This window comes from Arthrobacter sp. 10T416 (genome assembly GCF_056394165.1).
Map to the genome: position 1 here is coordinate 96,321 of NZ_JBFTHI010000002.1, position 21,032 is coordinate 117,352.

The following is a 21,032-nucleotide window of genomic DNA, read 5'->3' on the forward strand; positions in this document are numbered from 1 at the left end:
CGCCGGCCGAGGGCTAGCGCAGGATGCGGGCTTTGAGGAACTTGCCTACCTTGTGGAAATGCCGCTCGACGAGCAGGAAGTAGCCGTACGCCAGGACGTTGCTGACCACCAGCGCCAGCGGAATCAGCTGCCAGGCACTGAGGTGGGTGTGCAGGACGCTCCACAGGTACGTGATGACCGAGAAGTGGATCAGGTACAGCGAGTAGCTGAAGCTGGACAGGAACACACTGAGCCGGTTGAACCACTGGCTGCCGGCCCACCGCCAGCCGGGCTGCGCTGCCGCTGACGCCTCTGCCGGCACCACTGCGTCCGCGGCCTGGGCCGTGACGGGTTTCTTACGTCCGGACTGCCAGAAATACAGGTGGCAGAAGGCAACTGATGCGGTGCCGATGCAGCTGGCCGCATGCAGGTTCTGGTCGCCGTAGTAGAGGGCGGCCAGGAACCCCGCCGTCGCCGTCAGCGCGATCAGTGCATGGAACACACCAGGCAGCTTCCGGAGATGCGTGGCGGCCAGGGCATAGAGCATTCCGATGATCCAGGCGAGGGACTCGTACCCGCCCTTCGCCATGTAGCCGAGGGGCACGGCGATGGCGAACACCAGCAACGCGATGCTGCCAACGCCCGGCTTCAACCGGCGGATGGCGATAAAGGCGAGCAGCCCGAACGCGACGTAGATCCACCACTCGGCCACCACTGACCACAGCGGCGCAGCCGACCCGACCGGGTCCACGCTGAGCCACGGCATGTGCAGCCGGGGCGCCAGTTCCGCCAGGATCGGGTGGTTGAAGAGGAGCAGGAAGTTTCCGGCGATCGTCTGCGGGTTGAGGATGACCCGGATGAACGGCAGCTTGGTGGAGCCGTGGAAGAAGAGGAAGTCGAAGACGGTGATCAGCAGGACGGCCGGGAGCAGCGGGTAGACAACCCGGGCGATCCGGTCGATGAGGTATGACCCGAAAGTGAACGACGGCTGGGATTTTTTCTTCAACAGTGCGCTGGTGATGAGGAAGCCGGACAGCACGAAGAAGATGATGACGGCGAAGGACTGCATGTAGAAGACCCTCTGCCCGGGCACCATAAAGATGCCCGGCACGAAGATGTTCAGGGCATGGCCCAGCACAACGGCCTGCGCCGAAATACCGCGGGCGAAGTCGAAGAAGATAATGGGACCGGCGGGCTTGGCCGACGGCGCTCCGGTACGGTCGATGACCGGCGTTGCATCAGTCAAGTACTTGTCCCCTTCCGCTCTGGGGTGCTGTGGCGGCGCGGCGGGCACGGAGGCGCCAGATGATGGCGGCTGCGGCGAGGGCCACACCGACGACGGCGACAGTGAGCACGCCTGTCAGGATATCGCGGGGCAGGGCCAGGAGGACAGCCACGTAGGCCAGGGCGGCCACACAGGCGGCTGCGTATACCTTCGGCGCCCATCCCCCGGCGGCCCGCCGTCGTGCGACCACAAAGTAGGCACAGCCCAGCAGGAAGAAGGTCAGGACCGATGCCGCGGCCATCCCGACGAGGTCCCCGTGCATGGCCGGCCACAGCGCCAGCAGGACGCCGATGCCGAGCACGGACGGGGTGACCACCGACAGCCACCAGGTGGCGTTGTCGGCGAAGAGAAGGGTTGAGGCGTTGAGGTAGAGGACGTAGCCCAGCCCGATCAGGGGCATGATCTGGGCCACGGGGATCAGGCTTTCCTTGCCGCCGGCCATCACGTGCGTGACGAGGTTGGCTCCGGCGGCGGCGACGACGATGATCGCCAGCACGGCCAGGCTCGCCGTCGTCATGGTCGACCGCATTTTGGCGACGCGGGCATCCCCGCGGACGGACATCAGCGCGGGAACCCAGGCGTTGTTCAGGGCGCCGAGGAGGGTCACCGTTCCGAGGATGAAGATCTGGACTTTGCCGTAGTCACCGGAGACGCCGTTGGCGGCGGTGGCGGCCAGCAGGAACGCCGCGCCCTGGGTCAGCAGCATCAGTGCACCGGTGTGGGGAAGAACGGGCAGCCCGATCGCCAGCGCTTCCTTGACCGCGCCCCGGTGCGCGAACGGCGACGCCGGCCTGGCGACACCGACGGAGAGCACGGCGCTGAGGAGCACCAGCAGGCCGTAGCCCGCCATGAAGATTTCCGGTTCCGCGCCAAACACCAGCATGGCCACCAGGCCGCCGATGTACGCGGCCATCGATGAGCACAGGCTCAGGACGACGAACATAATGGCCCGGCCCTGCGCTCGCAGGATGGCCTGCGCGGCCAGCACCGCCGACTGCAGTCCCATCGCCACCAGCGCCAGCACGAAGCTCACGGAGTGGCCTGGCCCGGCCGCGACCCAGTAGATGGCCGCGGCCACGGAGCCAAGGAGTATTCCCCCGAGGGTCAGCAGCCCGCTGATGGAGCGGGCCTTCACCGGCCCGTCGGGATCGAACCAGGCCTTGGTGATGGCCAGCGGCAGACCGGCCGCGGCCAAGACCACACCAACCTGGATCACCGAGACGGAGAGGAACAGTTCCTGCCACTTGGTGTCGCTGTTCAGGACGTGGAGCGCGAAAGGCTGGACGAGGAAAACGCCTAGGCCCTGCATCAGGGCCCCGGCCAGGTAGAGAACCGAGTTGCGTCCCGTCCGGGAAGCCGGCTCGGCTGCCCCGGTGCGGTCGGCGCCGCCGGTTACGTTATCCACCGTTGAGCTGAAGCCATTCGTGGACCCGGTCAATCACGCGCTTCTGGTCAGCTTCCGTGAGGTCGGTCGAGCACGGCAGGGACAGTCCCCGCGCGAAGAGATCCTCGCCGACGGTCCCGCCGACCAGCGGTTCGTTCTTCAGCGGCGGCTGCATGTGCAGGGGCCGCCACAGGGACCGGGATTCGATCCCGGCCTCTGCCAGGAAGTCCTGGAGCTCGTCCCGGGCACCCGGGCCGCGTTCGGCGGGCACCTGGATGGAGTAGAGCCAGTAGGTGGACTCCTGCCCGGGCAGGGTGGGAGGCGTCTGGATGGCGGTGCCGGCGAAGGCGTCGTTGTAACGCTTCGCGACGGCGCGCTTGGCGGCCACGAAGTCGTCGAGGCGTTCGAGCTGGGCGACGCCGAGGGCGGCAGCGATGTTGGTCAGCCGATAGTTGAAGCCGATCTCATCGTGCAGGTACCCGCGGTCCGGCATACGCGCCTGGGTGGAGAGGTGCTTGGCGCGGCGGGCCAATTCCTCGTCGTCGGTGGTGAACATTCCGCCGCCGCCGGTGGTCATGATCTTGTTCCCGTTGAAGGAGAACGCGCCCATGTCGCCGACGGTTCCGACGTGACGGCCTGCCAGCGGCCCGGACGTCCAGGTCGCCCCGAGCGCCTCGGCCGCATCCTCGATCACGATGATGCCGTACTCGCGGGCGAGCTCCACGACGGCGGCGACGTCGGCCGGCTGGCCGAGGATGTGGACGATCTCGATGGCCTTGGGCAGCTTCTCCCCCGCGGCCTTCCGGCGTTCCATTTCCTTGCGCAGCAGGTCGACGTCCATGCACCATGATTCGGCGTCGGAGTCGACTAGGAGCAGTTCAGCGAACTGGTAGGACGCGGCGTTGGAGCTGGCCATAAAGGTGAAGTCCGAGACCGCCACCATGTCCCCCGGCTGGATGTCGGCCAGCCGCATGGCGATGTGCAGCGCGGCCGTGCCCGAGGCGCAGGCGACGGCGTACTTGGCGCCGACGTATTCGGCGAAGCGGGTTTCGAACTCGCTCACGAACCGCCCCACGGAGGAGACGAAACCTGAGCTGATGGCCTCGTTCATCAGCTCGGCCTCGCGGGCGCCGATGTTCGGGATGGCTAGGGGGACTCGCGTCACGGTGTGCCTTTCTGGCGGATGTTTAGCGGGCGTACTTCGCGGCTGCGGACGCGTCAACGCCGCGGGCCTGGATCCACTCGGCGGTCTGGCGGAGGCCTTCCTCGAGGCTGACCTGGGGAGCCCAGCCGAGTTCGGCGAGAGCCTGCGACGGGTCCGAGAGCAGGCGCATGACTTCGCTGGCCTCGGGACGGACGCGCTCGTCCTGGGTGATGATTTCCGCCGTCGAGCCGGTGACCTTGGCGGACATTTCCACGAGTTCACCGATGGTGACGTCGTGGCCGGTGCCGAGCTGGATGACCTGGCCCTGCAGCGGGATGTCCGCCGTCGCGGCCTTGAAGAAGCCGTCCGCGGTGTCGGTAACGAACGTGAAGTCGCGGCGCGGGGTCAGCGAGCCGAGGTGAATCTTTTCGGCGCCGCCGACCATCTGCTGGAGCACGGTGGGGATGACGGCGCGGGCCGACTGGCGGGGTCCGTAGGTGTTGAACGGGCGCAGGACCATCACCGGCGTCTCGAAGGAGCTGGCCCAGGCCTCGCACAGCTTGTCGGCGGCGATCTTCGTGGCGCTGTACGGCGACTGGCCGCGGAGTTCGTTCTCGATGGTGATCGGCACGGTCTTGGGGGTGCCGTAGACCTCGGACGTGGAGGTGTTGACCAGGCGGCCGACGCCGTGCCGGCGGACGCCCTCGAGGACGTTCAGGGTTCCGACGACGTTCGTCTCCACGTAGGAGCGGGGCGCCTGGTAGGAGTACGGGATGGCGATCAGGGCGGCGAGGTGGAGGACGACGTCGGAGCCCTTGACCAGGTCGGAGACGAACTCGGCGTCACGGATGTCGCCGAGCTGGAGGTCGACGGCGTCGCGCTCGGCCGGGCTCAGGTCATCCAGCCAGCCGTAGGAGCCGTTGGAGTTGTAGACGCAGAGGGCGCGGACGTTMGCTCCCTCGGCGATGAGGCGCTGGGTGACGTGGCTGCCGATGAAGCCATCGGCGCCGGTAACGACCACTGTCTTGCCTTTAATGTCCTGGTAGTTCACGGCTATCACTGGCCTTTCGCTGTTGCTAGGTCTTTGGGGGTTCCGACATCAATCCAGTCGGACTCAATGGGCCATGCGGCCACGTTTTTGGTGTCGTCGATGCATGCCTTGACGAGGTCGGGCATGGAGAACGGTTTCATGTAGGGCACCATCGCCAGGGCCTCCGGGGAGACGGCGTAAATGCCGGTGCTGATTTCGAATTCGATGGTCGGCTTTTCCACCACGGCACTGATAGACCGTCCCTCGCCGATTTCCAGCACCCCGAAGGGAACCTGGTGGGTGTAGGGGCGGGCCGCGACGGTGACAGCCGCGTCCTTGGAGGAGTGGAAGGCCAGCAGGTCCGCCGCGGAGTACCGGACCATCAGGTCGGCGTTGGTCACGATGACCGGCTCGGAGATATCCGGGACCTCGTGGTGGAGCAGTCCGAGGGCGCCTGCGGTGTTCAATGGAGTCGCCGGGTCCTCGTAGAGGTAGCTGATTTTGCAGCCAAGCTGGGAGCCGTCGCCGAGGTGGTCTTTGATCTTCTCCGCCAAGTACGCGACGGACACGTAGATGTTGGTGATGCCGGACTCGACCAGGCCGAGGATGATCCACTCGATGATGGTGCGGTCCGCGACGGTCATCAGCGGCTTCGGGGTGTCCTTGGTCAGGGCACCGAGCCGGGTGCCCTTGCCGCCGGCCATGATCACGGCGATGTTGCTGAGCGGCTTGCGCCCAACGATGTCGTTCAGGGTGTGCAGCCCGACGAGCGTTCCCGCTGCGTCCACGACCGGCACCTCGCTGATCCGCAGGCTGCGCATCAGGTCCAGCACCGAGGCGCGGGTGGCTTCGGGCCGGACCACGTGCGGTTCCACGTTGGCGAAGGTCAGTGCCGGGGAATCGAGCTGGGCGCCGCTGAGCAGGCCGCGGCGGATGTCCCCGTCCGTGATAACACCGCGAAGGAGGCCGTCGTCGGTGACCAGCGCGATGGCAGAAGCGCCGCGGTCGATTGCTTCCAGCGCCTGGCGCACGGTGGCGCCCGGGCCGACGCAGACGTTACTCAACGGTCCCTCAATGGTCATAGATTCAACTCTCCAGCGGTAAGTCAACAAAAGCCTTGGTCAGGCCCGTGGCAGGGCTCCCCACAATCACGCGTTCGATTGGCTCGGCGGAGTGGGAATCCCCGTACGGGTTGACCACGCTACGGCACATCAGGTGGAACTGCGCGCTCAAAGCCTTCTCAATACTAGCGTGGATCTCGTTTCGATCATCCCGGCACTGCAGTACGTTGGCCCCGTACTCGCGCCCGCGCTGCCGGTCGCCGACGTTCACCACGGGCACGTGGAAGGACGCCGCTTCGAGGATTCCCGAGGAGGAATTCCCCACCAGCGCCCGCACCGTGGCCATGACGCGGGGGTAGAGCGGGCCAAGGCTTTCGCGGATGATCACACCCGGAAGGTTGCGGTCCCGGATCTCCCCGAGGACGGCAATGATGTCTTCCCGGCCGGCGTCGAACCCGGGGTAGGTCAGGATCGCAGTGCCCGCCTGGCTGAGCGTTTCGTCGAAGACGGTGCGGGCCAGCTCGCCGGCGTTGGTGGCCATCTCCGCGGTGGGGGGATGGTAGGTGGCCATCACCAGCGGCTGAACGAGCGGGACCCCGAACTCGGCCTCGAATTCTTCCTCGCTCAGTGGAACGGGGTGGGCGAAGCGGTCCAGCCCGGGCGCCCCGGTCTGGTGGATCCGCTCGGCGGACTCACCCAGTTGGGCGACCCGCCGGGCCGCCTGGGCGGTACTGACGCAATGCTGGTCAGCCAGTTTGGTCACCGCGTGCCGGACCCGCTCGTCGAGGGCCCCTTCGGTGACCTCGCCGCCGTGCAGGTGGATGAGCCGGATGCCGTTGATCACCACGGGCGGCAGGACGTAGAGCAGTTCCCACCGGTCCCCCAGGACCACAAACGCGTCCGGACGCACCGCGGCGAGCAGCTCCGCCATGCCCGCGGACAGCGCGGCACCGGTCAGCGCCTGGCGTTCGGCGGACGGGTCCGCCAGGTACAGCCCCAGTTCGTGGTGCTCGAACGACTCCGGCGCCAGCCCCGCTTCGGTGAGCCGGTCCAGCGCCGTGCCGTCGGGGAACCCGATGGCAGTTGCCACGTGCAGGCCTACAGCGCTATCGGCAGCCAGGGCTACCAGCACCGGGCCCAGCGGAAAAAGATCCGCCCGGGTTCCGGCGAAAGCAAGAACCTTCATCTCAGGAGAGGTCCGCAGCCGTCACGGCGGAGCCTGCAGCCACGGCGCGCGCCGCCTGCTGGCCGACCACCAGGGCAGCCGGAGACAGGCCGCCTTCGGGGCGCAGGATCGCGACGTCGTCGGCCGTGATGACAGCCCCCGCGGGGATATCGCGGACAGCGTGGAAGGAACGGCGCACCAGGGCGGCGTTGGCTTCCTCGCTGGGCATCCGGCGCTTGTTGCCGTCGCCCAGGGCCAGGTGCGCCTCGCGGACGAAGCGCACGTAGTCGGCGAACTCAGCCCGCTCGAGGGACGCGGCGTGATCCGGGCCGTTCCGGGTCTTGTCGGTGGTGATGTGCTTTTCCAGCAAGGTGGAGCCGAGCGCCGTGGCGGCAATAGCCGTCACCGACCCCGGGGTGTGGTCCGACCAGCCGACCTCGACGCCGAATTCCTGGCGCAGCGCCGGGATAGCCCGAAGGTTGGCTTCTTCCAGCGGGGCCGGGTAGGCGGAGACGCAGTGCAGCAGCACCGTGGCCGGGGCCTTGGCCGTCGCTTCGAGGGCGGCGGCGATTTCCTCGCGGGTGCCCATGCCGGTGGAGACAATCATCGGGATGCCGAACTCGGCGATCGCGGCGAGGTACGGGGTATTGGTGAGCTCTCCGGAGCCGATCTTTAGCCCGGGGACGCCCAGTTCGGCGAGCATCAGGGCGCTGTCGTAGTCGAAGGGCGTCGAGAGGAACGTGATGCCGCGCTCGCTGCTGTGGTCCCGCAGTTCCGCCCACGCGGACTCCGGCAGGGTGAGTCGGTTCAGCATTTCGGACTGTGATTCCGAGAAACCTGCAGCCTTCTGGTACGGGGTGGTGTCCGCCGACCCGGTGACCAGGGCCTCGGGCTTGAAGGTCTGGAACTTGACCGCGTTCGCACCCGTGTCGGCAGCCAGGTCGATGAGTTCGTGGGCCACGGCCACGTCGCCGTCGTGGTTTACGCCGGCCTCGGCGATGATGAAGATTTCTTCGGAAGGGCCGATGCGGTGGCTGCCAAAAGTTACGGAAGTGGAAATCGGGTCATGAGTCAATTGGCTGGACCTTTCGTAGATACAAGTGGCTGTGCGGGCACTCCCACATATGTTGTCATACCGGCCAGCGGCCGGGTCGCCACGGCCCCGGCCCCCAGGACCGCGAAATCACCGACGGCGATGCCCGGCAGGATGCGGCCTCCCGAGCCCACGAACACCTGGGTTCCGGTGACGGCAGCCCCCAGGAGGACCGCTCCCGGGGCGATGTGCGAACCGGCCCCGACGACGGCCTCGTGCTCGACGACGGCACTCGTGTTGATCACGGCGGCGTCGCCGACGCGGGCCAGCGGGCCAACGTGGGCGTGCTCGCAGACCTGGCTGAGGGCGCCCAGGACGGCGGTTCTGTCCACGGTGGCGCTGCCGGCGACCAGCGGTACGGCCAGCGCCGCAAACCGCGGCTCGGCAAGGATGGCGTCGGCGATTTTGGACCGGATTGCGTTCTCGCCTATCCCGATCGCGATCGCCAAGGACTCCCGCGCCGCGTACTCGAGCGCTTCACCGTCGTCCGCGAAACAGGCAGGCGCTGCGCCGTCGCGGCCGGTGAAGGCGGCGAGGCCCGGCCCTGGCGCGGCGCCGGCGGCGTCCGGGGCCCCGAAGGCGCGGTCACTGAGGGCGGCTACCCGCTCGCCGCGTCCCCGGATGATGGAGGCCAGGCTCCGTCCATGGCCTGAGGCGCCGATGATGAGCCATGCCGTTTCCTTCGGGAATTGCCCATCCATTTATAGTCGCAGCGCCTTTGAGAATAGAGTTGCCAGATGACCTTTTCATCATACTTGGACGATTCTAAGGTGATGGCGAGCGTCCCGACGCCTGCCGCACTGACCGCGGCGGACCGTCCCCTGCGCGCCCTGGTCCGCGGAACCGGTTCCATCGGGGCCAGGCACCTGCGGGTGCTGCACCGTCTGGGGGTCCAGGAACTTTTTGCGTGGCCCGTACGGCCGGCAACGCCCGGGGCGGCCCGCAACGCGGATTACCCGGACTCCGTGCAGCTGGTGCGGGGCTACCCGGAGGAACCCCTGGACCTGGTCATCATCGCCACCGACACCAACCGGCACGTCGCCGACACCATTGAGGCGCTGGAGCGCTCCCCCGCCTCCATCCTGCTGGAAAAGCCCGTGGCCCCGTCCGCCGAGGAGGCCCGCGTCCTGCGGGACCATCCCCGGGCCAACACCATCACAGTCAGCGCACCCCTGCGTTTCCACCAGGGCCTGGCGCTGGCGGCGGAGGTCCTGCCGCGCCTTGGCCGTGTGACCAGCGCCCAGGTGCTCTCCCAGTCGTGGCTGCCGGACTGGCGGCCCGGCCGGGACTTCCGGAGCAGCTATTCGGCCCGGAAGGACGACGGCGGCGTCCTGCGCGACCTGGTCCACGACATCGACTACCCCGCCCTGCTCCTCGGCGCCCCGGCCTCGGTCAAGGCCACCCTCGGTGAGGGAATTCTCGGCATCGAAGCCGAGGAGTCGGCCGACATGCTGTGGGGCGACGGACCCTGCGTGCACCTGCGGCTCGACTATGTGACGCCGGTCAAGACACGCAGCATCCGGATCACCACCGACCAGGGTGCCCTCGTGTGGGACGTCGTCCGGAACGAGGTGACCCTGGACTGGGCCGCCTCCGCAGACCAGGGTCCCGCCGGGCCGGTCAGCGCCGTCTTCCCGGAGGATGCCGACGTCGACGTCGTGCTGGCCCGCCAGTCACTGGCCGTGCTGGAACGGGCCGGCACCGTGCAGGGACGCTCCATGGAACTGTTCTCGCCCGCCGGGCTGGGCGAAGGCCTGCTGGCAGTGGCGATCTGCGACGCGGCCAGGCTGGCCTCGGCGGCCGGCGGAACTGAAAAGGTACTGTGGTGATACCGCAATCCGGCCCAGAACCATTGCGATCACACGACGAGGTTGAGAAATAACAATGAACGAAATAGCGTCAGCGCCCCGGGTCCTTGCAGTCATTCCCGCCCGGGGAGGCTCCAAGGGACTGCCCGGCAAGAACATCCGGCCGCTGATGGGCAAACCCCTGCTGGCCCACAGTGTGGCGCTCGCGGCGCTGCTGGGTGAGAATGTCCGGTGCATCGTGTCCACGGATGACCAGGAAATTGCCGACGCCGCCCGCGTCGCCGGCGCCGAGGTCCCCTTCCTCCGCCCTGCCGACCTCGCCAGCGACACCGCGCCGATGAGCGTGGTCCTCCGGCACGCCCTCGAGACCATGGAGGCCCTCGACGGCACCACGTATGACATGGTCCTGTTGCTGGACCCCACCAGCCCCACCCGTACGCCCGAGAGCGTCAACGAGGCCATCGGGACCCTGAGCAGCAGCAGCGAGCTGGACGGCGTCGTGGCCGTGTCCGAACCCTTCTTCAACCCCACCTGGGTGGGCGTCAAACCGCAGCACGACGGCGGTATCGAACTGCAGCGCTACTTCGCCGAAGGCACCGGCGTGGTGCGGCGCCAGGATGTGTCCCGGTTCCTGCGTATCAACGGCAGCTTCTACGTGTGGCGGGCCGAATTCATCCGCCGGCTCGAGAAGAGCTGGTTCGACGAGGGCCGCCACGGTTACGCCGAGATTCCGGAGACGCACGCGTTCAGCATCGACGACGAGAACGAGTTCCTGCTGGTCGAAGCCGTGGTCTCGGCCGGACTGGCCCCGCTCCCCGGCTACAACGGGGCCGACACTTCCTCCCGTGCATCCCTGGAACAGGACCCCACCGTATGAGCAGCCCGCAGAACCTCTTTTCCCTGGCCGGCCGGACCGCCCTGGTAACCGGCGGCGCCGGGCCGCTGGGAAGTGTCCTGGCTGATGCCCTGGCCGCACAGGGCGCAGACATCATCATCTCCGACATCAAAGAACAGGCCTGCAAGGACGTTGCCGCCGGCCTGCAGGACCGCCACGGGGTGGCAGCCCGCGGGATCGCCTCGAACCTGCTGGAAACCGACGGCACCCGCAAACTGGTCGAGGCCATCGAGGGTCCGCTGGACATCCTGGTGAACAATGCCGCGTTCACCGGAACCTCCGGCGTCCCGGGCTACGCGGTGCCGTTCGACGAGCAAACCGATGAGGCGTTCGAGCTCGCGTCCTCCCTGAACCTGCGGGCGCCGTTTTCCCTCGCGCGGAGGCTGGCGCCGAAGCTGGCCGAGAGCGAGGGGGCCTCGATCGTCAATGTGTCCTCGATCTACGGCATTGTCGCCCCGAACATGGGCCTCTACGAGGGAACCCGGATGGGCAACCCGGCCGCCTATGGTGCGACCAAGGGTGGCATCGTCCAGTTGACGCGTTACCTCTCCACCGTGCTGGCGCCCCGCATCAGGGTCAACGCGTTCGCCCCCGGGGGCATCGCCCGCGGACAGGACAGCGCCTTCACGGAGCGCTACGAGAAGCTCACGCCGCTGGGCCGGATGGCTACCGAGGACGATTTCCGCGGCGTCGTAGCGTGGCTGGCGTCGGACGCTTCACGCTATGTCACGGGCCAGACCATCGCCGTCGACGGCGGCTGGAGCGCCTGGTAACCAGGCCGTCCAGCCGCCGCGCGGCGTCGGTGTCTCCCGGGCTCTAGGGCCGCAGGGGCTCCACAGCCGCCATCGCCGGCAGCTTCGGCAGCGGCGAGGGCAGGTGCTGCAGCGGATGCTTGATCCAGTGCCACGGTGAGAGGCCCTTTTCGGTGGCGTGCGCGCCCTCGGGGACCTTCTTCAGGCCCAGGACGGTCTGGGCCTTGGTCAGCGGGCCGCTGGCCCAGTACTCCAGGAACGGGACCACGGTGTGGGTGTCCCAGCCGAGCAGCCGCGACAGGTCGTGCGGGGCGCGCATGTCGCCGCGGCCCAGCTCGGCCTCGGCAATTGACGTCAGGACGTGCTGGGGCGTTGATTCTTCATAGAATTCCGGCCACAGGTCCCGCATGACCAGGCCCGGATCCGCGGCGGCGTTGGCGCCCAGCCGGAAATCCGGCCCGTAAATGGCGACGTCGGCCCCGCTGACGGCGGCGTACATGATGGACGTCGACAACCGGTTGGAAACCACCCGCTTAGCCACGGACATCATCCACAGGATGCGGCCGATGAACTGCGGGTCGCGGCGGTCCCCGGCACTGACCACGTCGTGGCCGGCCGAGCGCCAGGCGTCCAGGATCTCGGCGTTGTGCAGGTCATCGATGTGGAGGCACACCGTGGCCGGGCCCTCTTTCTCCCGGACCATCCGCGCGTACGCGCCGTGGTCACCGTCCACCTTGAGCAGCGCCGTCCCGTGGAGCGGGAGCACCAGGGTACGGTCGGACCGCTCCGGAACGGCGCCCTCGGCGCGGGCAGCGTCGAGAAGGTAGAGGTACGGCGCGCCGATGGCGTCCAGCATGGGGGTGCCGTCGCTGAAGAAGTTGCCGGCATCTTCCGGGCTCCAGCCCCGGGAGGAGCTGGTCCAGGAGAGCCGGCGCCGGGCCGGGCCCCAGCTGGCGAAATCGCCGAACTGGGCCGTTACCGGGCTGCTGACCGTCCAGCCGTGCTGGATGAGGCCGGAGACGTGGCGGAGCCTGCGGGAGCCGCAGTACAGGGCGAAAACGGCAGAGTGGCCGTAGTAGTGGTTCTGGATGTCCATAGCGGTCAGGGCCGTACGGCGTGCGTGACGAGCTTGCGCAGGCCCGGCCACATCTTCTTCGAGACCACCTTGGGGGTCAGCGAAACGGCGTTCAGGCGGGACGTCAGGTGCCAGCGCGCGGCGCGGGCTGCCGAGGTCCATCCCTTGGCGCCGAAGTCACGGACGCACTCGTCAAAGAAGGCACGCTCCTCGGCGAACCGGCGGCCATCCAGGGCACGGACCGAGGAGTCCGATTCGCGGTGGCGGCGGTACTGGAAGCAGACGGTGTCCACAACGGCCATCTTGCCGCCGCTGAGGATGATGTCGACGGCCAGCGCGAGGTCCTGGACGACGTCGTACTGGGGACGGAAGTCGTGCTTCTTGATGGCCTCGGCGCGCCAGGCAACCGACGGGAAGTACAGCCAGTCACCCACCATCAGGCTCTCGGCGATGGCTTCGCCGGCGACAATCGCTTCGGACGTCTTTCCGACCAGCTTGTGGCGGAGGAACTGCTTCACCGAGTCACCCAAGGGCTGGTACACGGCGCCGTTTTCGTCGATGACCTCGACTCCGGGCTGGACAATGCTGACGCTGGGGTCCTGGAAGGCCTTGCGGACCGTGCTGAGGTAGTTCGGCAGCATCAGGTCATCGGCGCCCATGATGACCACGATGTCGTGTTCGACCAGGCCGACGCATTTCTTGTAGTTGCCGTTGGCCCCGAGGTTGGCTTCGTTGCGGTAGTACCGGATGCGGTCGTCGGTGGCTACCAGACCGGCGAAGTAGTCCGGCAGGGTGTCGTCGGGGTACCCGTCGTCGACAATCGTGAACCGGAAGTCCTTGTCGTCCTGTGCGAGTACGGAGGAAACGGCAGCCTTCATCATGGCCACGTCGCCGTAGTACGGGAACATTACGTCAATAGTCACTATTTTCTTCTCTCGGTTGGCGGCACGGCGGAAGCCGTCGCGGCCTCGCCTGCCGTCGGCTGGATTGGTTGGGATTCCCGCTGGAGTCGTTCCACGGAGGACCGCAGAATGGCGACTTCCTCGGCAAGAATTCGGGTCTCATCTTCAAGAATGGTCAGTTCGCGCGACACGTGGAGGCTGACGCCCACGAGCAGCAGGATCGCCAGGGCGAACAACAGGTTGGACGGAACGACGACGCCGACCACCGAGGCCGCCCAGTTGAGCAGGCGGGGGAAGATGCCCAGGATGATCGTCAGCGTGCCGATGACCAGCCACAGGATGGCGTACTTCTCCCGCAACCTGCCGTTGCGGAGCATGATGAGGACGACGGCCACCATCACGATGGACAGAATCAAGGAACCTGCAACGTTCATGCCTTAGGCACTTCCCTCTCCGGCAATGTCGCCGGACAGCGGCGCATGCAGTTCGGCCGCGCGCGGAGTCCGGCGGCGGGCCAGCGCGAAGCACAGGACCAGGCCTGAGCGCGCAAGATAAATAGATGCTTTGATGGGGCCCTGGCTGGGGGTACCGGCCTGGCGCTCCTTCATTTCGACGGGCACCTGCGTGACCCGGCAGCCGGACTTGACGGCCACCACGAGCGAGTCGATGGTGTCGCCGAGGTATTCGGCCGGGAAATGCGAGACGTACTGCCGGAGCGCGGTCTCGTTGGCGGCGCGGAACCCCGAGGTGACGTCCGTCAGCTGGGTTCCTGCTACGGCCGAGATCACCTTGGCCAGGAAGAACATGGCCCAGCGGCGGGGACCCTTGGCCCCGTAGTTGCCTTTGCCGGCGAAACGGGCACCGATCGAGATGTCCGCGTGCTCGAGGCCTGCCAGGACACGGTCGATGTCGTGAGGATCGTGCTGGCCGTCCGCGTCCACCTGGATGACCGAGGTGTAACCGTTGCGGAGGGCGTATTTGAATCCCGCCCGCATGGCCCCGCCCACGCCAAGGTTAAAGGGCAGGCGCAGGACCGTGGCGCCGGCTTCCCGGGCAATCCTCGGAGTGTCGTCCTTCGAACCGTCGTCGACCACGAGAACAGAGTGCTGGGGGACTACAGCAAGGACTTTGCGGATGGTATTGCCGATGGCCTCGGCCTCGTTCCAAGCCGGCATGACAATTAAAACGCCGGAACGCTGTGAGTTACCCATGGTTTGAAAGTATAGCAACGAGCGGCTGCCGCCCTTTTGCAGGCGCCGGCCTCCGGCCCGGGCGCCCTCCGCAGGATTCGTGACGCCGTCCGCATACTTGTAGGGTTGGCTCTGAAACTTAGGAGACTGGATTCAATGACTTGGTGGGAAACTCTTCCTACGCTGGCTGCGACTGCGCTGGTTTACTTCCTTCCCGGTTTGATGATCCTGGCAGCGGCCGGACTTCGCCGGTTGAACCTGCTGGCGTTGGCTGCCCCGGTGTCGGCGTCCGTTTCGGGCATGACGGCGATCATCCTGCCGTATCTGAAGCTGCCCTTTAACCCGGTGACGTACTTCGCGGTCAGCGTGTTCGCGGCCGCCGCGGTGGCGGTGCTGCGCCTGGTCCTCCGCCGGCGCCGGTCACGGGCCGACGCCGGGGTGGCCGGGACCCGGTTCACCGGCTTCCTGGGCGCCAACGGTGCGCTGTCCCCCGCCGATACCGGAATCTGGCTGGCGCGGCTGGCGATCCCTGTTGCCGTCCTTATCCCCGCAGCGATCATCAGCCTTCGCTACATTGCCGGTTTCGGGTCGCCGGACAGCTTCTCCGAGACCTTCGACAACATCTACCACCTGAATGCTGTCCGCTACATCGCCGATACCCAGAACGGGTCAACGCTGACCCTGGGCAACCTCACGGCCGCCTCGAAGGGCCTGTACCCGGCCGCCATGCACGATTCCATGGCCCTGGTGCTGATGCTCGGCGCCCCCTCAGTGATGGCCGTCGTCAACGTGGGAACCATCGTGACGGGCGCCGTCGTCTGGCCGCTGGCGTGTATCTTCCTGATCAGCCGCATCGTGGGCTACCGGCCGATGCCGCTGCTGGCCGCAGGCATCCTCTCCGCCGGTTTCAGCGGATTCCCGTACCTGATGGTGGGCTACGGCGTTCTGTACCCCAACCACGCCGCCATCGCCCTCCTGCCGGCAGTCCTCGGACTGGCCATCGAAGCCCTCGGAATGTCCCGCACCCCGCCGGGTTCGCCGCTGGCACCGGTCCTGGCCCTCGCCGCCACCGTCCCCGGACTCGCCCTCTCCCACCCCAGCACCCTGGTGGCCCTGCTGGGCTTCGCCACCCCGGTGGTCATCGGCCGCCTGATCCGGTCCTGGCTCGCCGCGCGGGACGGCTCCGTCCCGAAGCGGCAGCCGCTGCTGTGGCTGGCGTTTACGGCCGCCTACGTGCTGGGTACCACCGCTGTCTGGGTGGTGGCGCGCCCCAGCCTCAGCTCCGCCGGCTGGACCCCGTTCCAGACCAACGCGCGGGCCATCGGTGAAATCCTCGGCAGCGCCCCGATGGGCACCACCACAGCCTGGGTCATGCTGGTGCTGACCATCATCGGACTGTACGTTGTGGCCCGCCAGCTGCGCCGCTACTGGTGGGTCGCGGGCATGTATGCCGCCGGCGCCGTGCTCTACCTGGTGGTGTCCAGCTGGAGCAACGGCTTCTTCCGCAACTTCCTCACCGGGGTCTGGTACACGGACAGCTTCCGGCTCGCCGCACTCCTGCCCGTGGTGACCCTTCCCGTCGTCGTCCTCGGCGCTGAATGGCTGATCTGGCGGGCCCGCGCCCTGACCGGGGCACTGATCGCCACGGCGAAGGAGCGTCCGGCCGCACTCCCCCGGGTCGCGTCGGGCCTGGCGGGCCGCCTGCCGGCGTCGTCCGGGATCGCGATGGGCTGTGTGGTGCTGCTGGCTCTCGGCCTGGGCGCCCAGGGCGGTACGCTGTCCGGGGTGCAGAGCCGGATCAGCACCATCTTTACGACGACGCCGACGGCGGCGCTGCTGTCCACCGACGAGGTTGCGCTGCTCAAGCAGGTCGCGGGCATCGTTCCCGCGGGAGACGTCGTGGTGGGCAACCCCCGCACCGGCGCCTCGCTGGTCTACGCCTTCTCCGGCCGCCGGGCCCTTGCCCCGCACATCTTCGGCATCCGCACCCCGGAAGAGCAGCTCCTCCTCGACCACTGGGATGAAGCCTCGTACAACAGCGCCGTCTGCCCGGCGGTCAAGTCACTCAAGGCCTACTGGGCGCTCGACTTCGGGAACACCGAGATCACTCCCCGCGCGGAGCCGCTCGTTGGTGTCCGCGACCTGACGGACAACACCGCACCGGGCGTGAAACTCGTCAAGGCCGTGGGCAGTGCCCGCCTCTTCCGGGTGACCGCCTGCGGATAGCCGGCGTTCTCCGGCCTGAGGGCGGGTCGCCGGCAGTTTGCTGGACGGACACAAAAGAGCCAGGCAGGGACGTTGGTCCCCGCCTGGCTCTTGTTTTTGCGCTTATTTACCCTTGCTTTGCTGCCGCTCGTAGTACGCCGTCTTCGCCAGCTGCGGCACGATGTTCCGGCCGGCCCAGGCAACGCCCAGCGCTGACCCGGACCGCAGGGCCTGGTCCTCGATGCCGCTGGCGTAGAACAGGGAGGACTGCTTGGCCGTTGACACCGCCGGAAGTTTACCGCCGACGCGGATGTCGGCCATGTCGTCCTGGCTGACAGAGACAACCAGAATGTCCGCTGCGAGGTCGTTGGCCCGTTCATGCGGCCACACGTAGGACACGGGCGAGCCCTGGCCGCCGGAGGCGCGGCCTTCCTTGGCCACTGTGGCCAGCGAGGGCGCTGACACGAGGCCGAAGTCCTTCAGGGTACTGACCATCACGGTGTTGTCCGGGGAGACCTGGAGGTCGGCTCCATCAGCAGAGGACGCTGCGGCGAACAGGACGGTGGTTCCCTTGAGGCCCGCGTAGTCACGGACGGCGTCACGGATGGCGCCCTCGGTCTTGGCCTGCAGGTCCGCTGCGGCGTCCGCACGGCCGAGCACCTTGCCGACGAGAGCGGACTTGGTGCGCCAGTCCCGGCCCGAATCCGCGGACTCGGCGAGCACCACGGGGGCGATCTCCGACAGTTTGGCGTAATCCGCGCGGGTGACGCTGCCGCCGACAGCCAGGATGACGTCCGGGTCAAGGTTGCGGATGTCGTCAAACGGGATCGCGACCTTGTCGCTGAGGAGGAACGGCGGGGCACCATCGATGTCGCGCATCGCGGCTGTAAACCACGGCGACGAGGCGGAGCCGGAGATCCCCACGGGGGCCAGTCCCAGCGCGGCACAGGTATCGGCGTCCGCGCTGCCCAGCGCCACAACGCGCTTGGGCGGTGCCGGGATTTTGGTGGTCCCGTAGCTGTTGGTGAAGCTCAGCGGAAAGCCGCTGGCGGAGACGTCGACGGCGGCGGCGTCCTTTTTGGCGCTGCACGCCGGCAGCGCCAGAGGCAGTGCGACCAGGGCGGCGAGGAATCCGCGCCGGCCGATCGCCTTGCCGGTGGTCGGTCCGTTCGGCGGCGTCATGGCCATAGTTGAATCCTCAGTATTTCGGTGGTGAACAAGACAAGAGTGCGGGCCCGATGGACAGGTCCGAGTTTACCGCCTGCGCGGCGGGCCGCCTGGCTACCGGCATGCGGTCAGTTTCAGGAGTTTCGCCCCGCCGTGCTGGTCGATCACGGTCGCCACGCCGGCCTTGTCGAGGTCCGCGAGGCCCGGGGCGGGGTGGTGTTCGTTGTTGACTTCCTGGGTGCCGAAGTCCAGCACATAGCCGATCTTCAGGCGGGAGACGGCCGGGCAGACAGCCGGGTCCGTTCGGGCATCGCGCAGCCGGGCCAGGATGATTTTGTCGTCGGGGTTCTCGTTGCTCGTCAGAATGTGCAGCTGCATGGTGCGCCTGCCGGCCAGCGCGTAGGCCAGGGCGCTGCCGTTGCCGGGGTTCGAGGCTATGACCGCATCCGCCGGCACGAACTTGTCCAGTTCGGCCAGCACGGCCGCCTCATCCGAAGTCAACAGCGGCGACTCCTGCGTCAGGGCGTAGCTCCCGCGGGCCACGGAGACCATGTCAGGAACGCTGCCCAGCTGCGTCAGGACCACCAGCACGACGGCGCCGGCGGCCGAGAAGGCGGCCCTCGCCGGCTTCCGGGACAACAGGGCCCCCGCGGGGGCAGTACCGCCGTCGGCGGCCGAACCACCGGCGCGGGCCGTGGCGAGCCGTGACCGGAGCCAGGTCCACGCGGCAGTCGCCCCGACGGCGGCCGGCACAATGACCGCCACCGGCAGCAGGGCGGCCAGACGGTAGCTGTCGCTGTACCAGGTGCCCGAAAGGAAGTAGCGAAGCCGTCCGGCGGGGAAGCTGGAGACAGCCACGAACAGCAATGCCGCGATCAGCAGGACACCGATCAGCCACCAGCTGCGCTGCCTGCGCACAGCCAGGACGACGCCGGCCACGGCCAGCACCGAGATCAGGAGGGCAGGCGACGTGCCCAGGGGCGCATTGCCCGCCACCTGCAGGGCTGCCCTGGGGATGGATTGGACCGGAGGCCAGAACGCCGCGGCGAAGGAGGGCCGGGCCACAACCCACAAGGCGAGGGCTGCTGCCGTGCCGGCCACGAGAACCAGTGTCCAGACCGCGGCCCGGACCTTGTTCGCGGTCCAATCACGGCGCCAGGCCCGGACCGAGACAACGTACACGTACAGGACGGCGGGCGCCAGGAACGCCAGGAACGCCAGGAAGGTGCTGGGGTGGGCCTGCGCCACGCCGGCAGCCCCGAGTGCCAGTACCACAACGGGCAGCGGGCCCCGGAGCTCCGGAACCGTGGACAGACCCAGCGCCTGGACGCCGAGCGCCAGCAGGCCCGGGAGCAGTGAGAGCGAGAGAAGGTTCGGGTACAGGACGCCGAAGTGGATCATCAGCAGCGGGAACGCACCGAACCCGGCGGACAGGATTCCGGCAATGACCGAGGCGGCCCTGCCCTGGCCCAGCACCTGCTGGCAGAGGTAGACGCAGCCCAGGGGCCAGGCGACGGCGGCGATGGCGATGTTGCCGGCGTTGACGGCTACGGGGACGGACGCCGTCGTCGTCTGCGCGATCAGTGAAATGAAAGCGTGCCAGCCGGCCGGGTAAAAGGCTCCGCCCGTCATGGCGCCCAGGGTCAGGGACGACGCCTGGCCGGTGTCCTCGATGTAGCGGATGGCGTTGAGGTGGAAGATGTTGTCAAAGGTCTGCGAAATGTGGTCCGGCGCCCCGATGACATCAACCATCCGCGCGCAAATGATGACCCCGCCGAGGGCGGCGCCGCCGAGGGCCCACCAGAAACGCCCGTCGATGCGGCGCTCGGTGTGCAGCGTGCGCCACCGGGCCGGCAGGAGGCGCCGTACGCCCAGCGCCGCAACGACGCCGACGGCGGTCAGCCCAGCGACCGGCCAGAGCGACCACGGGATCCTGATAAACGGGGCGAGCAGCCCGGCGACGGACACCAGCGCGATGGACAGGACCGGGGCGAGCGCGGCGACGGCGAAGGCTTTGAGCCCGAGGGCACGCCCCAGGAGCAGGCCCGGCACGATCAGCAACAGGACCGCCGTCAGTACCGCGGGCAGGCTGGCAAACCAGGACATCTGTGCTGACTCCTCGGAAAAGTTGGGACGGCGGACTAGGACGCCGCGGCCGACCGGCGCCGCAGCTCCGAGACGACCTCGGTGACCGGGCCGTCCAGGACCACGTTGCCGTGCTCGAGGAGGACGCCCCGCTCGCAGACAGTAGACACAAGGTCGAGGTCGTGGCTGACGACAAAAAGCGTCTTGCCGGCTTCTGCCAGCTCCTTGATCTTCGCGATGCATTTGCGCTGGAACGGCTCGTCACCGACCGCGAGGATCTCGTCGATCAGGAAGATCTCCGGGTCCGTGTGCACAGCGATGGAAAACGCGAGGCGCAGGTACATTCCCGAGGAGTAGAACTTCACCTCGGTGTCGATGAACTCACCGATCTCGGCGAATTCGACGATCGAGTCGAACATCTCGTTGATCTGCTTCTCGGTCATCCCCAGGATGGCGCCGTTCAGGTACACGTTGTCGCGGCCGCTGAGATCGTGGTGGAAGCCTGCCCCCACCTCGATGAGCCCGGCCACCCGCCCGCGGGTGCGGACGGAGCCGGCGTCGGGCTGTAGCACACCGGAGATGAGCTTCAGCAGCGTGGACTTGCCGGAGCCGTTGAGGCCCAGCAGCGCCACCGTCTCGCCCTGGCGGACGTCAAGGGAGACGTCGCGCAGCGCGTCGAAGACCTTGTACATGTCGCCCTTGCGTCCGCGGACGAACCACACCAGGGCCTCCTTGAGGGACCGGGTGTGGCGCAGCACGAACTTCTTGCGCACGTCGTTGCACGTGATCGCCAGCATCTTTTCCTGCATGGC

The 21,032-nt window shown here is 67.7% G+C and carries 19 protein-coding genes; 4 read left to right on the forward strand and 15 right to left on the reverse strand.

Going from position 1 to position 21,032, the window contains the following annotated elements; genetic code table 11:
* Positions 1 to 13: 13 nt before the first annotated feature.
* The 8 genes from AC1DBE_RS04370 to AC1DBE_RS04405 are packed head-to-tail and all read right to left on the reverse strand — an operon-like array spanning position 14 to position 8,842.
* Positions 14 to 1,225 carry an acyltransferase family protein gene (locus AC1DBE_RS04370; RefSeq protein ID WP_476878892.1) on the reverse strand — a complete coding sequence of 404 codons (1,212 nt, stop codon included), beginning with the start codon at positions 1,223 to 1,225 and terminating at the stop codon, positions 14 to 16.
* Positions 1,218 to 2,669: a lipopolysaccharide biosynthesis protein gene (locus AC1DBE_RS04375; RefSeq protein ID WP_476878891.1), complete on the reverse strand. Its 1,452-nt coding sequence runs from the start codon at positions 2,667 to 2,669 to the stop codon at positions 1,218 to 1,220. Before AC1DBE_RS04375 ends, AC1DBE_RS04370 begins: the two co-directional genes overlap by 8 nt.
* Positions 2,662 to 3,813, reverse strand: a complete 1,152-nt coding sequence (locus AC1DBE_RS04380) for an aminotransferase class I/II-fold pyridoxal phosphate-dependent enzyme (RefSeq protein ID WP_476903030.1) — start codon at positions 3,811 to 3,813, stop codon at positions 2,662 to 2,664. The genes AC1DBE_RS04375 and AC1DBE_RS04380 overlap by 8 nt, the downstream gene beginning before the upstream one ends.
* 22 nt (positions 3,814 to 3,835) lie before the next feature.
* Positions 3,836 to 4,843 (reverse strand): SDR family NAD(P)-dependent oxidoreductase, encoded by a 1,008-nt coding sequence (locus tag AC1DBE_RS04385; protein WP_476878889.1) that lies wholly within the window; start codon positions 4,841 to 4,843, stop codon positions 3,836 to 3,838.
* 5 nt (positions 4,844 to 4,848) lie between these two features.
* Complete coding sequence (locus tag AC1DBE_RS04390; RefSeq protein WP_476878888.1) at positions 4,849 to 5,904, reverse strand: sugar phosphate nucleotidyltransferase; 1,056 nt, start codon at positions 5,902 to 5,904, stop codon at positions 4,849 to 4,851.
* A 4-nt stretch (positions 5,905 to 5,908) separates the two neighbouring features.
* Positions 5,909 to 7,069, reverse strand: a complete 1,161-nt coding sequence (gene neuC / locus AC1DBE_RS04395) for a UDP-N-acetylglucosamine 2-epimerase (RefSeq protein ID WP_476903031.1) — start codon at positions 7,067 to 7,069, stop codon at positions 5,909 to 5,911.
* Between the two features lies 1 nt (position 7,070).
* Positions 7,071 to 8,123: an N-acetylneuraminate synthase family protein gene (locus tag AC1DBE_RS04400; protein WP_476903032.1), complete on the reverse strand. Its 1,053-nt coding sequence runs from the start codon at positions 8,121 to 8,123 to the stop codon at positions 7,071 to 7,073.
* On the reverse strand, positions 8,120 to 8,842 hold the full coding sequence (locus AC1DBE_RS04405; protein WP_476878885.1) for an LbetaH domain-containing protein: 723 nt from the start codon (positions 8,840 to 8,842) through the stop codon (positions 8,120 to 8,122). The genes AC1DBE_RS04400 and AC1DBE_RS04405 overlap by 4 nt, the downstream gene beginning before the upstream one ends.
* Positions 8,843 to 8,878: 36 nt before the next feature.
* Here AC1DBE_RS04405 and AC1DBE_RS04410 point away from each other — a divergent pair, with 36 nt between their 5' ends.
* Genes AC1DBE_RS04410 through AC1DBE_RS04420 form a run of 3 tightly spaced genes read left to right on the forward strand, consistent with a single transcriptional unit; the run spans position 8,879 to position 11,617 of the window.
* Entirely contained in the window at positions 8,879 to 9,970 is a 1,092-nt protein-coding gene (locus tag AC1DBE_RS04410) for a Gfo/Idh/MocA family protein (protein ID WP_476969728.1), read from the forward strand.
* A gap of 55 nt (positions 9,971 to 10,025) precedes the next feature.
* Entirely contained in the window at positions 10,026 to 10,826 is an 801-nt protein-coding gene (locus tag AC1DBE_RS04415) for an acylneuraminate cytidylyltransferase family protein (RefSeq protein WP_476969729.1), read from the forward strand.
* Positions 10,823 to 11,617: an SDR family oxidoreductase gene (locus AC1DBE_RS04420; protein ID WP_476969730.1), complete on the forward strand. Its 795-nt coding sequence runs from the start codon at positions 10,823 to 10,825 to the stop codon at positions 11,615 to 11,617. The genes AC1DBE_RS04415 and AC1DBE_RS04420 overlap by 4 nt, the downstream gene beginning before the upstream one ends.
* 43 nt (positions 11,618 to 11,660) lie before the next feature.
* On the opposite strand, the gene AC1DBE_RS04425 is transcribed toward AC1DBE_RS04420, so the two are convergent.
* The 4 genes from AC1DBE_RS04425 to AC1DBE_RS04440 are packed head-to-tail and all read right to left on the reverse strand — an operon-like array spanning position 11,661 to position 14,748.
* A complete protein-coding gene (locus tag AC1DBE_RS04425) occupies positions 11,661 to 12,692 on the reverse strand; it encodes a hypothetical protein (protein WP_476903033.1) in 1,032 nt (343 codons plus the stop codon).
* A gap of 5 nt (positions 12,693 to 12,697) precedes the next feature.
* Positions 12,698 to 13,594: a glycosyltransferase family 2 protein gene (locus AC1DBE_RS04430; RefSeq protein ID WP_476880545.1), complete on the reverse strand. Its 897-nt coding sequence runs from the start codon at positions 13,592 to 13,594 to the stop codon at positions 12,698 to 12,700.
* Positions 13,594 to 14,007 carry a DUF2304 domain-containing protein gene (locus tag AC1DBE_RS04435; protein WP_476880544.1) on the reverse strand — a complete coding sequence of 138 codons (414 nt, stop codon included), beginning with the start codon at positions 14,005 to 14,007 and terminating at the stop codon, positions 13,594 to 13,596. Before AC1DBE_RS04435 ends, AC1DBE_RS04430 begins: the two co-directional genes overlap by 1 nt.
* Before the next feature lie 3 nt (positions 14,008 to 14,010).
* The gene (locus AC1DBE_RS04440; RefSeq protein ID WP_476969731.1) at positions 14,011 to 14,748 is read right to left on the reverse strand and encodes a glycosyltransferase family 2 protein; all 738 of its coding nucleotides are present in this window, start codon (positions 14,746 to 14,748) and stop codon (positions 14,011 to 14,013) included.
* Between the two features lie 171 nt (positions 14,749 to 14,919).
* On the opposite strand from AC1DBE_RS04440, the gene AC1DBE_RS04445 reads away from it, so the two are divergent.
* Positions 14,920 to 16,989 (forward strand): DUF6541 family protein, encoded by a 2,070-nt coding sequence (locus tag AC1DBE_RS04445; protein ID WP_476880573.1) that lies wholly within the window; start codon positions 14,920 to 14,922, stop codon positions 16,987 to 16,989.
* Between the two features lie 102 nt (positions 16,990 to 17,091).
* Here the strand turns inward: AC1DBE_RS04445 and AC1DBE_RS04450 are convergent, their stop codons facing one another.
* The 3 genes from AC1DBE_RS04450 to AC1DBE_RS04460 form a co-directional block, all read right to left on the reverse strand.
* On the reverse strand, positions 17,092 to 18,156 hold the full coding sequence (locus AC1DBE_RS04450) for an ABC transporter substrate-binding protein (RefSeq protein ID WP_476969732.1): 1,065 nt from the start codon (positions 18,154 to 18,156) through the stop codon (positions 17,092 to 17,094).
* A 93-nt stretch (positions 18,157 to 18,249) separates the two neighbouring features.
* Positions 18,250 to 20,241 carry a DUF6541 family protein gene (locus tag AC1DBE_RS04455; RefSeq protein ID WP_476969733.1) on the reverse strand — a complete coding sequence of 664 codons (1,992 nt, stop codon included), beginning with the start codon at positions 20,239 to 20,241 and terminating at the stop codon, positions 18,250 to 18,252.
* Positions 20,242 to 20,276: 35 nt separating this feature from the next.
* Positions 20,277 to 21,029, reverse strand: coding sequence for an ABC transporter ATP-binding protein (locus AC1DBE_RS04460; protein WP_476879611.1), 753 nt, complete (start codon positions 21,027 to 21,029; stop codon positions 20,277 to 20,279).
* Between the last annotated feature and the right edge of the window lie 3 nt (positions 21,030 to 21,032).